The following is a 13,752-nucleotide window of genomic DNA, read 5'->3' as shown; positions in this document are numbered from 1 at the left end:
CTGGAGGCCGAACTCGAAGGTCTGCTCGGGGGCGGCGGCGTAGTCGGTGGCCTGCGGCGTCTCAAGACCGGCACGCCATGGCGTCCGGCGCCCCGGTCCTCGCCCTCACCGCGACGGCGGCGAGGTCCTGACACCGGGCTTGGTGTGAACACGCGGCAGGCGGTTTTCCCCGGCGACCTCGCCTCGGGCGCCGTGTCCCAGCGCCCACATCGCGACGGCGAGGGCGAGCAGGCGCGCCAGGTTGCCGCGGTGCCACGTCCGGACCAGCCCGCGGACCTCCGCCTCGCCGAGTGGCTCGTCGCCTCGCAACAGCGGGAGGTTGACGGTCCGTACCAGGTAGGCGGTGAGTGCCGTCGCCGACACCGTACCGGCCGCGGCCGCGATGACGGCGCGTCTGTCACCGCCGGATCGCCAGCCGCCGACCAGGGTGGCCGCGGTGGCCGCGAGGGTCACGGGCGCCACCGGCAGGTAGTAGCGCAGCGGGCTTCCGGCGCCCAGAAGCTCCGGCGCCCTGTCCGATCGGGCGTCCGCCAGCAGCTGGGGCATGTCCACCATCGCCTCGTAGACGTTGCCGAAGAACCAGTGGACCTGGCCCAGCCGGGCGGCCGTCGCCCACACGGCTCGCGACCGCACGACCCGCTTACTCGAACGGTTCCGCATGCGGACAGTATCCCGGCCCGCCGACACCCGCACCACTCCACCTCGGCCCACCTCTGCTCCTCTCGGCTCATCTCGTCCTGGCCGGACGGCTTCCTGCGGCGCGGCCTGGACGTGCGGTCCGCCGTCGACGTCTACGCGGCCATGTGCAACATCGACGTCTACACCACGCTCACCGTCGAGAGGCCGGACCCGGCACCGCGTCCGCGCGGCGTCAGCGGTCCGGCGGGCCGTGCCGCTCGATGTGATCGCGGAACCAGTCGAGCGCGAAGCGGTGTGAGGCGATGCCGTAGTCGAGCGTCGCGCGCTGGTGGGTGGCGAGGTCGCGGTGCTCCTCCGGGACGTCCAGCGCGTCGAAGTGCTTGTCGAGTTGCTTGTCGAGGGCTGAGAGCGCCGCGAGGTCGGCCTCGATGCGCGCCGTGATGCGGCGGAGCACCGCCACCCGTTCGACCGGCTCCAGCAGACCGAGGAAGTAGAGCCTGGACAGCGCCGCGGTCTCCAGGTCCGGCCCGGTCGGCTCCCCCGTCATCCACGCGTGGAACTCCTCACGACCGGCGTCGGTCAGGTGGTACACCTTCCGTCCCCGGCCCCCGGCCTCGACGCTGGCGACCTCGATGAACCCCCGCGCGAGCAGGGTGTCCAGCGCGCGTTTGATGCTGCCGGAGCTGGCGCTGTAGAAGAGCGCGACACCGGCCTCGAATCCCTTGATGAGGTCGTAGAAGCTCTGCGGGGCGATCAGGAGCAGACCGAGGATCACATGGGCCACCGGTCGAGTGTAGACCGTTGACTCTCGTAGATATGTCTAGTAGACATATAAAGATCATCGAGGCTCTCGTCCAGTCCGCCCAAAACGGAGAAACAGTGATATTTCGTGACAACGTGAGGGAACAGACACGGGGAGTGTTCACGTGACATCGCCGCTCGCCACGACCCGTGCTCATGACAATCACGTTCCCGCCGCCCTCGACGCGCGGTTGACGGGCCTGCTGGAGAGCCTCGTCGCGCGGCGCGGCATGCACCACGCCAACCTCGCCGTCACGAGCGGCGACGGGCAACGGCGCTGGTCCGCCGCCTCCGGCCCCGCCGATGCCGACGATCACCCGCCGCGCCCCGACACCCCGTTCTTCATCGCGAGCGTCACCAAGCGTTTCGTCATCACGCTCGTCCTCCAGGCGCACGAGCGCGGCGAGCTCGACCTGGCCGCGCCGATCAGCGGCCTCCTTCCGGCGGAGACGATCACCGGACTCCATGTCCTCGGCGGGGTCGACCGGACGTCCGCGATCACGGTGCGCCATCTGGCGAGTCACACCTCCGGGCTGCCCGACCACTTCGAGAGGCGTCGTGGGGGCCCCAGCCTGTACGAGCGCCTCGCCGCCGGTCAGGACCTGGCCTGGACGTTCGAGGACACGATCCGGACCACGCGCGAGCGGCAGCGCCCGCACTTCGAGCCGCAGGACCTCACCGCCCCCCGGCAGAAGGCCCGCTACTCCGACACCGGCTTCCAGTTGCTCATCCGCATCGTGGAGACGGTGACCGATCGGTCGTTCGCCGATCTGCTGACCGAGCGGATCCTCGGGCCGCTCGGCCTGACGCGCACCTGGCTCCCCGGACATCGCCCGCCGGATCCGGCGACCGCCACGCCCTCGCCGCTCTACGCGAGACGGCGCCGCGTGGAGCTGCCCTTGATGATCGAGTCCTCCAACGACCTGTTCGGCACCACCGGCGATCTCCTCAGCTTTCAGCGGGCGCTGCTCGGCGGCGGGCTCTTCGGTGACGCCCGCTCGCTGGAGCCGCTCACCGAGCGGCGCAACCGGCTGCGCAACATCCCCGTCCTCCGGTACGGGCTGGGCACCATGTTCTTCAGGGTCGGCCGGCTCATGTCGCCTGGGCGCCGCCCTGTCACGCTCGTCGGCCATTCGGGAGCCACCGGGACCTGGCTCTTCCACTGCCCGGAGCTCGACCTGCACCTGGCCGGCACGGTCGACCAGACCAGGGGGCAGGCCATCCCCTTCCGGTTCATGGCGCGGTGCCTGGACGTCTGGCGAAGGTGAGCGAAGAGACCCTCCCGTACGACGTGCCGGGGCTCTGACCACCGTCACACCGCCCACGCCCTCACCGCGCGACGACCAGGGCGGCGACCCGCCCGGCGGGGCGTCCTCGCCAAACTCGGCGGACGGCGCGAGCAGTGCCGACGGCGCCGATCACGACCGGGAACGCGGCGGCCCCGGGGCATTCGTCACCGCGCCGGGCTGTGACCATTGGGGCGCTTCCCCCGTCTCCTCAGATGTGAGACATCCATCCTGGACGCGGAGGCGACCATCGGCACCCGCATCGAAGATCTGTATCGGGAGCACTGGCACCTGGTCTGCGGTTACCTCCTGCGTCGCACCCGCGACCCCCACCTGGCCGAGGACCTCGCCCAGGAGACCTTCGTCAAGGCCACCCGGGCCCTGCTCGGCTGGCGTGGGGAGGCACCGGTCGCCTGGCTGCTCAGCATCGCGCGCAACGTCCTCGTCGACCACGTGCGCCGTAAGCGCCCGGAGACACCGCTGCCCGGCCCCGACGAGCTCGGCATGCCGGAGATGGCGACCGACGCCGTCGCGGTCCGCGACGTGCTCGGCCGCCTGCCCGAACGGCAGCGGAGACTGCTCATCCTCGTCTACTTCGACGGGTTCTCTCTGGTGGAGGTGGCCGCGATGACCGGCCAGTCCACGAGCTCGATCAAGACCGCCGTGTGGCGCGCCCGCGCCGCCTTCGCCGAGATGTACGGAGCGACCCGATGACCGAACCGACCCGGCACACCGGGCCGAACGACCCCGCCGAGGCGACCGGCCCCAAGACTCCGTTCGATACCCCGGACTTCGAGATCCCCGACTTCGACCCGAAGAGGACGCGCCGGGCCGTCCGCGGGGGAATCCTGCGGACGAGCCTGGTCGTGCTCGTCACGCTGGTGATGATCTTCCTGGTGGCGACCGTGGGGTCGGAGGCGTTCCAGCGGCGCGGCGATCGGGAGACCCGCATGCTCGACGTGCTCGGCACGGCGCTGCAGATCGCCAATCCGGGCTACGAGGTCAGGCCGGGTGAGATCACCGCGGCCCCGCTGTCGCTCTCCATGGAGGTCGGGGTGAGCCCGCGTCGCGTCCAGGGCTCCTTCCGCACCGGAACGGCCTTCGGCGACCGCGGGGAGGAGCTCACCCAGGACTTCTTCGGCAGGGTACGGCGACCGCCGCTCGGCCATGCCACCGAGACCCCGCTCACCTACGCCCTGTACAACGTCGGGACGGGCAACCAGCCCAAGGAGCACATGCGGAAGGTACTGGCCCGCCTCCCCGAGACCATGAACGCGCTCGCCGTCGTGGAGTTCACCGCTCCACGCACCGGCTCCCAGCTCGCCGCCTTCGGCGGGCAGTACAGGTCCTGCCCGGATCTGGTGGTCTACGAGAACCGTCCGCGTTCCACCCCGATCACCTGGGGAACGGGCATGCTGCCGAGCACCTCCACGATGCGCAGCGGCGCGTGCAGCGACCTGATCCCGCACGAGCTGGCGAACTTCCGCGCCTGGGTGGGGGCGCTTCGGGAGTACGACGAGCCGAACCTCAGGAGGTTCGGCCTGGACCTGGCGCGGCTGCGCTCCGCGGCGTCGGGCGGGAAGGCCTACGCCTACGTGGACACGCTCTCCACCGTCGGGCAGCTGCGGAGGATCCTCGACGACCCTCTGGTCGCGACGGTCCGGGTCGCCGAGGTGGCCTACGACCTGGAACGGTGAACGGAGGAGTCCGGAGGGCGACGCGGAGCCGCGCGGGACCGGCGAGCGGTTCCGGGCGGGGACGCCACCGCCCGTCCCGGAAGGCGGCCCCGGCGACCGGAGGGGCACACCAGGCCCCTGGGATGACCTCCGCGACGCCGGGCCGGGGAGCTACCCCTTGGCCCGGGGCTGGGCGCGGACGTGCATGCGCTCACCTTGGGGCCCGAAGAGGCTGAGGATCTCGACGGCCCCGGCTCCCGCACTGCCGAACCAGTGCGGGAGCCGGGTGTCGAACTCGGCGACCTGGCCCGCGGCCAGCACGAGGTCATGCTCGGCCAGGACGAGCCTCAACCGGCCGGACAGCACGTAGAGCCACTCGTAGCCGTCGTGAACCCGGAGTTCGGGCTCGGTCTGGTCGGCGGGGACGAGGATCTTCCAGGCGGCGATGCCTCCCGGCTGGCGGGTGAGCGGGACCACGATCCGGCCGTGCGCCCGGCGGGGCGTGAGCCGGATCCTGGGATCGCCCACCTCGGGCGTGCCGACCAGCTCGTCCAGCGGCACCTGGTGGGCCTGGGCGATGGGGAACAACAGTTCCAGGCTCGGCCTGCGCTGCCCGGATTCCAGCCGGGACAGCGTGCTCTTCGAGATCCCGGTCGCCTCGGACAGCGCGGCGAGGGTGATCTCACGCTGGGTCCTGAGCCGCTTGAGGCGGGGACCGACCTCGGACAGAGCCTGAGCGATCTTGTCCATGCCGTCAATCCTCGCAGATCCCGCCGTCTCGACCGCGCTCACCGCCCCGCGCGCCCGAGCGGCTCGCCGCGTGCGCGCGGTCGCGGACATGTCACCCTAGGACGGGAACGCGCGGCGATCACGAAGATCGCCACCGAGACGGGCGGTGACTAGTCGTCGACGATCACACCTCCGAGCGCGGTGCGACCGGCCGGGGTCGCGACGAGCTCGACCGCGATGGTGTCGCGCAGGTGCGCCCCGAGGACACCGGCGACGGCGTCGGTGACAGTTCGCACGAGCCTGGCGGCGAGCTCGCCGCTGTCGGGGCGGGTGAGCGCCGCCTCGCGGATACCGAACGTGATCGCGGGTGGGGCCTCGTCGACCGGTTCGCCTCGCAGGCCCCACCGCCCGGCGGGTACGCCGTCGAGGTGGATGACCGCGACGTCGCGCGCCCACTCGCCGTACACCTCGGCCACCGCGTCGGTCAACGCGCCGATGAGGGCCGCTTCGTTGCCCTTGAGCTGCGGCTCCAGGACCCGGACGGTCAGATGTGGCATCGAGAACCTCTCGTTTGCTCTCAAATTAGCTTTAGATGCAAAGGTAATAGGTGAGGTGCCGGATGGTCAACGACGCGGGCAGCATGACGATCCAGCAGGCGGTGCGGTCCATGCTGCTGCTGATGCCCAGGCTCGTCGGGCGGGCCAAGCGGCTGCCCGTTCCCGAGCCGCTGCGGACGCTCGATCTCGCGCCCCGCCACCTGTCGCTGCTGGCCTACCTGCAACACGACGGCCCCCTCACGGTGAGCCGGCTGGCGGAGCGGCTGGAGGTCGCTCCGACGACCGTCAGCCTCATGGTGGGCGACCTGTCTCGCCGCGGTGTCCTGACGCGGGAGGAGGACGACACCGACCGGCGACGGCGGGTCGTCGCGATCGCACCGGAGTACGCCGAGCCGATCCGCGAGTGGCTGGCGGGCAGCGCGCTGGCGTGGGCCGAGGTCCTGGCCGACCTCACACCGGCCGAACGCGCCACGATCGTGCGGACGATGCGCGCCTACGAGACCGCCCTGGGCAGGCGGATGCGTACCTGAGGCGAGGACTTCGGCGAGCCGGTCCGGTGCACGGCGACGCCCGCGTCACGCCACCCGCTCCCCCGGGCGGCGTGACGCGGGCGGTGGCACGCCGCGCACGGACCGGCTCCTCAGCGGGGCCAGGTCCAGTCGCGGATCTCGGCCGGGTCCTCCCCGTACTCGCGGGTGTGGGCGCGGGCGCGCAGCCGCGCGTCGGCCATGTGCTGGCGCAGGTGCGCCGAGCGCTCGGCCAGCCCGGGAACCCGGTCGATGACGTCCATCACCAGATGGAACCGGTCGATGTCGTTCAGCATGGCCATGTCGAACGGCGTGGTCGTGGTGCCCTCCTCCTTGTAGCCGCGCACGTGGATGTTCTCGTGCCCGCTGCGGCGGTAGGTCAGGCGGTGGATCAGCCACGGATAGCCGTGGAAGTTGAAGATGATCGGCCGGTCGGCGGTGAACAGCGTGTCGAACTCCGCGTCCGGCATGCCGTGCGGATGCTCCGACGGCGGCTGCAGCCGCATCAGGTCCACCACGTTGACCACCCGGACCCGCAACTCGGGCAGGTGCTCGCGCAACAGGGCCGCCGCCGCCAGGGTCTCCAGGGTGGGCACGTCCCCGGCGCAGGCCAGCACCACGTCCGGCTCGACCCCCGCGTCGGTGCTGGCCCACTCCAGCACGCCCAGACCGCGCGTGCAGTGCGCGATCGCCTCGTCCATCGTCAACAGGTCCAGCACCGGCTGCTTACCGGCCACGATCACGTTCACGTAGTCGCGCGAGCGCAGGCAGTGGTCGGCCGTCGACAACAGCGTGTTGGCGTCCGGCGGCAGGTAGACCCGCACCACCTCGGCCTTCTTGTTCATCACCACGTCCAGGAAACCGGGATCCTGGTGGGAGAAGCCGTTGTGGTCCTGGCGCCACACATGCGACGACAGCAGGTAGTTCAGCGAGGCGACCGGACGGCGCCAGACGATCTTCCTGGAGGACTCCAGCCACTTGGCGTGCTGGTTGAACATCGCGTCGATGATGTGGATGAACGCCTCGTAGCAGTTGAACAGCCCGTGGCGGCCGGTCAGCAGATAGCCCTCCAGCCAGCCCTGGCACAGGTGCTCGCTGAGCACCTCCATCACCCGGCCGCCCTGCCCCAGGTGCTCGTCGGTCGGGAGCACCTCGGCGTTCCAGGCCCGGTCGGTGGCCTCGAACACCGCCTGCAGCCGGTTGGAGGCGGTCTCGTCGGGGCCCATCAACCGGAAGGTGTCGGGGTTGGCGGCGATGACGTCGCGCAGGAAGGCGCCGAGCACCCGGGTGGGCTCGCTCGTGGCGGTGGCGGGCGACTTGACCTCGACCGCGTACTCGCGGAAGTCGGGCAGCGCCAGCGGCCGCAGCAGCTCGCCGCCGTTGGCGTGCGGGTTCGCGCTCATCCGCAGCGGTCCCTCGGGCACCGTGCGCAGGATCTCGGCCACCGGCCGCCCGTCGGTGTCGAACAGCTCCCTGGGCCGGTAGGAGCGCATCCACTCCTCCAGCATCGCCAGGTGCTCCGGGTTGTCGCGTACCCCCGCCAGCGGCACCTGGTGGGAGCGCCAGGTGCCCTCCACCGGCAGGCCGTCGACCTCGCGCGGCCCGGTCCACCCCTTGGGGGTCCGCAGAATGATCATCGGTGGCCGGCCGCCCTCGGCGATCTGGTCGAACACCGTCTCCAGGGTCTGGGCCATGATCTGGTGCACGGCCTCGGGCTCGTCCCCGGCCACGATGTGCGGCCGGTATCCGTAGCCCTCCATGAGCTTGACCAGCTCGTCCTGCGGGATGCGGGCCAGCACGGTCGGATTGGCGATCTTGTAGCCGTTCAGGTGCAGGATCGGCAGCACGGCGCCGTCACGGCCCGGGGCGTGGAACTTGCCGGAGTGCCAGCTCGCCGCGAGCGGCCCGGTCTCCGCCTCGCCGTCGCCGATGACGCAGGCCACCACCAGGTCCGGGTTGTCGAACGCGGCCCCGTAGGCGTGGGCCAGGGAGTAGCCGAGCTCACCGCCCTCGTGGATCGAGCCGGGCGTCTCGGGCGCCACGTGGCTGGGGATGCCTCCGGGGAAGGAGAACTGCCGGAACAGCCGCCGCATCCCATCGGTGTCCTGCGTAATATCCGGATATTTCTCGGTATAGGAGCCTTCCAGCCAGGCGTGCGCCACCGCCCCCGGACCACCGTGCCCCGGACCGGCGATGTAGATCATGTCCTGGTCGCGTTCGGCGATGATCCGGTTCAGGTGGGCGAAGCAGAAATTCAGCCCCGGAGTGGTCCCCCAGTGCCCCAGCAACCGGGGCTTGATGTGCTCGACCCGCAGCGGCTCGGCCAGCAGCGGGTTGTCCAGCAGATAGATCTGACCAACCGACAGGTAGTTGGCCGCGCGCCAATAGGCGTCGACATGCGCGAGTGCGTCCATATATCGACAGTTCCTCAGCCGGGACGTTCGAACCCCGGCACGGCGAACACCTTCACACCGCGCGGCACCCCGCCCCACTACCGCATTCCACTACCGCATTGGGAAGGAATGTACGAGGATCACCAGATGAGCCGAGAACGTAGTAGAGGTGCGTTCGAGGCTACCGTGACGCCTCGTGCCGGGAACGCCGGGAGTGAACGATGAGGTCTACCGGGTTTCGGGACGGCCGCCGGGTCCGGGTGGGCGTGCTGACCGGCGGTGACCGGGTGGCCCCGCCGACCGAGGTGGCGAACCGATCAACGACTTCGGTGAGGACCCGCCGACGAGACACCTCGTCGAGGAGCACCGCGGTGCCGCGGGGTGAGACGCCGTCCGAGGAGAGGAACCCCTGAGTGAAGATCGCCATTGTCGGCGGAGGCCTCGGCGGGCTGGCCACCGCCCTGCTGCTGCGGCAGGCCGGCATCGAGGCCGTCGTGTACGAGCAGACCTCCGAGCTGCGCGAGGTCGGCGCGGGAATCGTGGTGGGCCCCAACATGGTCCGCCCCCTGGTACGGGCCGGGCTCGGCGAGCGGCTGGCGTCCTTCGCCGTCCCCCTGGAGGCCGCCTGGGAGTTCCGGCGCTGGGAGGACGGCCGGGTGCTGTCCTCCCAGCCGATGGGCGAGGAGTGCCGGCGGCTGTACGGCACCGACTGCTACGTCGCGCACCGGGCCGACCTGCTCGACATGCTGCTGAGGGCGCTGCCCTCGGACGCGGTCAGGACCGGACGGCGGCTGGAGCTGCTGGAACAGGACCGCGAGGAGGTCGAGCTGACCTTCACCGACACCCGGGGCGTGAAGACGACGGTGGTCGCCGACGCGGTGATCGGCGCGGACGGCATCCACTCGACCGTCCGGCCCGCGGTCGTCGACGAGGAGCCGCCGCGCTTCTCCGGGCTGTGCGTCTACCGGTGCCTGGTCGAGGCCGACCGGGCACCGGAGCTGGCGCTGCGCCGGGTGCAGACGCTCTGGCTGGGCCCGGGGCGCCACTTCGTGCACTATCCCATCAGGGACAGGAAACTGATCAACGTCGTCGCGGCCGTGCCCGCGGGCGAGTGGCGCGTCGAGTCGTGGACGGCCGACGGGCGGATCGAGGACCTGGCGCGCGAGTTCGAGACCTGGGACCCCCGGCTGGGGCGGCTGATCGCCGCGGCCACCGAGACCAAGCGCTGGGCCCTGTACGACCGCAGCCCCCTGGAGCGCTGGACGTCGGGGCGGGTGACCCTGCTGGGGGACGCCGCCCACTCGATGCTGCCCTTCTTCGGCCAGGGCGCCGCCCAGGCGGTCGAGGACGCGGCGGTCCTCACGAGCTGCCTGCGCGACGCCACCCGCGAGACGGTGACGAAGGCGCTGGCCCGCTACGAGGAGATCCGCAGGCCCCGGGCCTCGCGGGTGCAGCTGATGAGCCGGGGCCGCGAGGTGCAGAACCACCTGCCCGACGGGCCCGCCCAGCTGGAGCGCGACGCGGCCCTCGCCGGCGGTGACCCGCTCCGGCAGAGCGCCTGGCTCTACGGCTACGACCCCGAGACCGCGATGGCGGGCTGAAACGCCGGGACGGGCGCAACGGGCGGGCGGTGCGACGGCACGGCCCGCCCGCCGGGCACCACTCGCCGGTGTCCTCGAATCGCGAAGCAGGCTCCGGCCCCGCTCGGGACGGGAGGCGACGGGCGATCACCACGGGGGCCGGGAAGGGCCCGCACCCCTATCGCCTGCGCTGCGGGGAGGCCGCGCTCACCTACCGGCCTCGGCGCGCAGCTCGGCGAGCAGCTCTCCCTGCTCGGCGAGGACCTCGGCCAGGATCGACCGCGCCACGGACATCAGGTCGGCCAGGTCCCGGGTGGACAGGGCGTAGACGACGGTGGCGCCGTCCCGGGTGGCGGTCACGACTCCCGCGCGGCGCAGCACGGCGAGCTGCTGGGAGAGGTTGGAGGCCTCCACGTCGATGGCGCTCAGGAGGTCCCGCACCGGCAGGGGGCCGTCCTGGAGCAGCTCCAGCACCTGGATGCGGACCGGATGGCCGATGGTGCGGAAGAATTCGGCCTTGGCCTGGTGCAGCGGCACCGGCATGATCACACAGCTCCGGCGGCAGGCCCGCCACCGGCGTGTCGTACGTCGACACCGTGCTGGCCGGCGATGCGCAGCAGGTTGTCCAGCCGCCCGGACAGGACCTCGACCGCGTGATCGTCCGAGGCCTGGCGCATGAGCTCCAGCTCGCCGTCGACATCGGCGATGCGTGCTCGTAGCTCCGCCGCGAACTCGCTCATGTCCCCCACCTCCCGTGGATCAGGTCGCTCCCCGGCGTCTGGTTTATCGGCACACCGTTCCTCATGATGTGGCAAATTGCATAATTCTTCAAATCGTAATGACGTTGGCTATGATGGCGAAGGCCGTTTTCCAACAGGGCCCACGGCCGGTTCGAGCCCGATCGATGACGGATCGACCGCGCAGCGGGATACTTGGTACGGCTACCGCAGGCTGACCTGCGGCGTCAGAGCGCGCCAGCCGGCGATGCGACAGTGACGAGAGGCCGAGCACGGCCTGCGCAAGGGAGTACAGCCAATGGGACGGGGCCGAGCCAAGGCTAAGCAGACGAAGGTTGCTCGCGAGCTGAAGTACAGCAGCCACAGCATGGATCTTGACCGGTTGCGCAAGGAGCTTGGCGCCGGTGACGATCCCGCGCCGGAGAGCGAGGCCGACAACCCCACCGGTGAGCAGACCGGCAGGTGACACCTCGGGCGGGGCGTGAACCCCGCCCGGCCGCCGTGGCGCCGGAGGAAACCGGCTCCGTGCCCTCGCGTGGCCTCGCGACCCCGGTCGCGCGGTCCCGGCCCGCGAGGGTCCCCCGGCGTATCGATCGGCGGCACGCCGATCGGCCGGCGAACGCCCGTGGCGGCGTCCGCCGCCCGGCGGCGAATTCCACGCAACATCCGGCAACATCATTGAGGCACCCGCCCAGGGCTGCTTACCGTCACGGTTGTGCGTACCGCGGCGCGGCGGTCGCGCATTCCCGGTCAGCGCGTCGACGGAGAGCTCTGGCGGGTCCCACTCATCCCATGGTGACCGGCTTCCCTTCCCCCGCCGGGCACCCGGGATCTGCCAGTTCACACGCCGTGGCCCCGGGACGAATCGCCGGATCGCGCGAGGTCGTGCCTCGCGCGGGCGGAAAGTCTCCCCGGGCCACGGCCACCATCCGTCCTTCACCCTCACGGAGTCACCGGGCTCATCGGGTTCACCGGTTCTGCGCCCGCCCCCGCCGAGCCGCACCACGAGTCAGCACATGTCCTGACCTGTATGGTTATGCTGGCTGGTCGAATGGACCTGACCGGGTGGAGTTCCCGACGACGATCTCCTGGCGGGCGGCCGAGGCCATCCCGCGAGCCGTGCCCGGCGGCGACGGGCCGTGGCACGCGCGGGCCGGGACCTTCCCGCCGCGGGAGCCGGAGGAGCAGTGACGAACCGCTACGGGGCCCAGTTCGGGCCCGACATCACCTTCCTCGGCGTCGAGCGGTGCTCACTGGACGAGCCCGCGAGCTACGCGGGCGCCGACGTCGTGATCGTGGGGGCGCCGTTCGACGGCGGCACCTCGCACCGGCCCGGCGCGCGCTTCGGGCCGCAGGCGATCCGGATGACCGACTACCTGCCGCACGACGGGACGCGCCCCAGCCTGGCGCTGCGCACCGACGGGCTGCGCGACCTGCGCGTCCTGGACGCGGGCGACGTCGAGATGCCGCCCGGCGACATCCTGGCGTCGCTGGCCGCCCTGGAGGCGGCTGTCGAGAAGGTCGCCCGCTCGGGGGCCATCCCGGTGGTCCTGGGCGGTGACCACTCGATCGCCTTCCCCGACGCCAAGGGGGTCGCCAACGTCCTCGGGCACGGCCGGATCTCCATGATCCACTTCGATGCCCACGCGGACACCGGCGACATCGAGTTCGGCTCGCTGTGGGGGCACGGGCAGCCGATGCGCAGGCTCATCGAGTCGGGGGCGCTGCGCGGCGACCGGTTCCTGCAGGTCGGCCTGCGCGGCTACTGGCCGCCGCCGGAGACGCTGGACTGGATGGCGGAACGGGCGATGCGCTCGTACGAGATGACCGAGATCGTGCACCGCGGCCTGGAGGAGTGCCTGACCGAGGCCTTCGCCATCGCCGTCGACGAGTGCGACGGCGTCTTCCTGTCCGTCGACATCGACGTGTGCGACCCGGGACACGCGCCGGGCACCGGAACCCCGGAGCCCGGCGGCATCACCGCGCGCCAGCTCCTGGACTCCGTACGGCGTATCTGCCTGGAGCTGCCGGTCGTCGGCGTCGACGTCGTGGAGGTCAGCCCGCCCTACGACCACGCCGACATCACCGCCGCGCTGGCCAACCGGGTGGTCCTGGAGGCGTTGAGCGCCATCGCCCGGCGGCGGCGCGACGCCCGGGACGGGACCGCGTGGAACCCGCTGCTGCCGCTGCTCGCCGAGCGCCCGGACCGCTGACCCGCCCGCCCGATCGTCCTGGGCCTACCGGGTTCTCGGGCGGTTGCCCCACCGGGGTTTGCGGAACAGGTCGCGGCGCTCCAGCAGGTAGACGAGCTTCGAGGCGGCGGTCCTGACGGCCTCCTCGTGGCGGTGGCGCTTCTGCGGGACGACGGCGCTCCAGCGTTCGAGCAGGAGGGCGATCTCCTCGGCGAGCTCGCCGATCACCCGGTAGCGGGTGCTGAAAGCGTAGAGGTCGCCGTGCACCTCGTCCACCAGGTCCTCCTCGACCCGGTGGGCGAGCGGCCTGACCCTGCTGAGGATCCCCGCCTCCATCGCCGGGGTGACCGGTGCCCGGCGGGCGTCCCCCTCGGGCACCATGATGAGGGCCCGGACCCGCGCGACGGCCAGGGCGCGCTCGGCCTGCGGGGTCGCGGGATGCTCGGCGAGGTCCAGGAGGCGGCGGAGGGTCTCCTGCGTCTTGTCGTCGAACATGGAAACCCACTCCGCCTTCACGTCCCCGTTGTCGCCGGACCGGGAGGCAGGGCCTCGGCGTCGGCACCCGCGCCTGTCGCGCACGTGCGATCACATGCTATTCGACCCGATGGGCCCCGATGGGCAGGACGCGTACCGCT

At 71.4% G+C, this 13,752-nt stretch carries 16 protein-coding genes; 8 read left to right on the top strand and 8 right to left on the bottom strand.

Features of this window, described 5'->3' with window-relative positions; all coding sequences use genetic code 11:
* Positions 1-105 precede the first annotated feature (105 nt).
* Together ABD817_RS21005 and ABD817_RS21000 are read right to left on the bottom strand one after the other, a co-directional pair.
* A complete protein-coding gene (locus ABD817_RS21005) occupies positions 106-660 on the bottom strand; it encodes a hypothetical protein (protein ID WP_344919738.1) in 555 nt (184 codons plus the stop codon).
* 211 nt (positions 661-871) lie between these two features.
* The gene (locus ABD817_RS21000) at positions 872-1,423 is read right to left on the bottom strand and encodes a PadR family transcriptional regulator (RefSeq protein WP_344919736.1); all 552 of its coding nucleotides are present in this window, start codon (positions 1,421-1,423) and stop codon (positions 872-874) included.
* 142 nt (positions 1,424-1,565) lie between these two features.
* On the opposite strand from ABD817_RS21000, the gene ABD817_RS20995 reads away from it, so the two are divergent.
* From ABD817_RS20995 to ABD817_RS20985, 3 genes are all read left to right on the top strand, one after another.
* Positions 1,566-2,708: a serine hydrolase domain-containing protein gene (locus tag ABD817_RS20995; protein WP_344919734.1), complete on the top strand. Its 1,143-nt coding sequence runs from the start codon at positions 1,566-1,568 to the stop codon at positions 2,706-2,708.
* 207 nt (positions 2,709-2,915) lie between these two features.
* A complete protein-coding gene (locus ABD817_RS20990; protein WP_344919733.1) occupies positions 2,916-3,440 on the top strand; it encodes an RNA polymerase sigma factor in 525 nt (174 codons plus the stop codon).
* Positions 3,437-4,423: a hypothetical protein gene (locus tag ABD817_RS20985; protein WP_344919732.1), complete on the top strand. Its 987-nt coding sequence runs from the start codon at positions 3,437-3,439 to the stop codon at positions 4,421-4,423. Before ABD817_RS20990 ends, ABD817_RS20985 begins: the two co-directional genes overlap by 4 nt.
* A 150-nt stretch (positions 4,424-4,573) precedes the next feature.
* Here ABD817_RS20985 and ABD817_RS20980 read toward each other — a convergent pair whose 3' ends face one another.
* Both ABD817_RS20980 and ABD817_RS20975 read right to left on the bottom strand, forming a co-directional pair.
* Positions 4,574-5,152 carry a helix-turn-helix domain-containing protein gene (locus ABD817_RS20980; RefSeq protein ID WP_344919731.1) on the bottom strand — a complete coding sequence of 193 codons (579 nt, stop codon included), beginning with the start codon at positions 5,150-5,152 and terminating at the stop codon, positions 4,574-4,576.
* Between the two features lie 149 nt (positions 5,153-5,301).
* Positions 5,302-5,688 (bottom strand): tautomerase family protein, encoded by a 387-nt coding sequence (locus tag ABD817_RS20975; RefSeq protein WP_344919730.1) that lies wholly within the window; start codon positions 5,686-5,688, stop codon positions 5,302-5,304.
* Positions 5,689-5,750: 62 nt separating this feature from the next.
* On the opposite strand from ABD817_RS20975, the gene ABD817_RS20970 reads away from it, so the two are divergent.
* On the top strand, positions 5,751-6,218 hold the full coding sequence (locus ABD817_RS20970) for a MarR family winged helix-turn-helix transcriptional regulator (protein ID WP_344919729.1): 468 nt from the start codon (positions 5,751-5,753) through the stop codon (positions 6,216-6,218).
* 110 nt (positions 6,219-6,328) lie between these two features.
* Here ABD817_RS20970 and ABD817_RS20965 read toward each other — a convergent pair whose 3' ends face one another.
* A complete protein-coding gene (locus tag ABD817_RS20965; RefSeq protein ID WP_344919728.1) occupies positions 6,329-8,629 on the bottom strand; it encodes a phosphoketolase family protein in 2,301 nt (766 codons plus the stop codon).
* Between the two features lie 392 nt (positions 8,630-9,021).
* On the opposite strand from ABD817_RS20965, the gene ABD817_RS20960 reads away from it, so the two are divergent.
* On the top strand, positions 9,022-10,209 hold the full coding sequence (locus tag ABD817_RS20960) for an FAD-dependent monooxygenase (RefSeq protein WP_344919727.1): 1,188 nt from the start codon (positions 9,022-9,024) through the stop codon (positions 10,207-10,209).
* 186 nt (positions 10,210-10,395) lie between these two features.
* On the opposite strand, the gene ABD817_RS20955 is transcribed toward ABD817_RS20960, so the two are convergent.
* Both ABD817_RS20955 and ABD817_RS20950 read right to left on the bottom strand, forming a co-directional pair.
* Positions 10,396-10,731: an ArsR/SmtB family transcription factor gene (locus ABD817_RS20955; protein WP_344919828.1), complete on the bottom strand. Its 336-nt coding sequence runs from the start codon at positions 10,729-10,731 to the stop codon at positions 10,396-10,398.
* A 2-nt stretch (positions 10,732-10,733) separates the two neighbouring features.
* Entirely contained in the window at positions 10,734-10,928 is a 195-nt protein-coding gene (locus ABD817_RS20950) for a hypothetical protein (RefSeq protein ID WP_344919726.1), read from the bottom strand.
* Between the two features lie 295 nt (positions 10,929-11,223).
* Here ABD817_RS20950 and ABD817_RS20945 point away from each other — a divergent pair, with 295 nt between their 5' ends.
* The 3 genes from ABD817_RS20945 to speB all read left to right on the top strand — a co-directional run bounded on the left by ABD817_RS20945 (position 11,224) and on the right by speB (position 13,138).
* Positions 11,224-11,391: a DUF3073 domain-containing protein gene (locus ABD817_RS20945; RefSeq protein ID WP_344919725.1), complete on the top strand. Its 168-nt coding sequence runs from the start codon at positions 11,224-11,226 to the stop codon at positions 11,389-11,391.
* A 599-nt stretch (positions 11,392-11,990) separates the two neighbouring features.
* Entirely contained in the window at positions 11,991-12,116 is a 126-nt protein-coding gene (locus ABD817_RS20940) for a hypothetical protein (protein ID WP_344919724.1), read from the top strand.
* The gene (speB, locus tag ABD817_RS20935) at positions 12,113-13,138 is read left to right on the top strand and encodes an agmatinase (RefSeq protein WP_344919723.1); all 1,026 of its coding nucleotides are present in this window, start codon (positions 12,113-12,115) and stop codon (positions 13,136-13,138) included. The genes ABD817_RS20940 and speB overlap by 4 nt, the downstream gene beginning before the upstream one ends.
* A gap of 24 nt (positions 13,139-13,162) precedes the next feature.
* On the opposite strand, the gene ABD817_RS20930 is transcribed toward speB, so the two are convergent.
* Entirely contained in the window at positions 13,163-13,612 is a 450-nt protein-coding gene (locus ABD817_RS20930) for a hypothetical protein (protein WP_344919722.1), read from the bottom strand.
* Positions 13,613-13,752: the final 140 nt, after the last annotated feature.

Origin of the sequence: Streptosporangium oxazolinicum (assembly GCF_039537505.1) — a bacterium.
Classification (GTDB): Bacteria; Actinomycetota; Actinomycetes; order Streptosporangiales; family Streptosporangiaceae; genus Streptosporangium; species Streptosporangium oxazolinicum.
The sequence above is the reverse complement of the archived record's forward strand: the minus strand, read 5'-3'. Positions and strand labels throughout refer to the sequence as shown.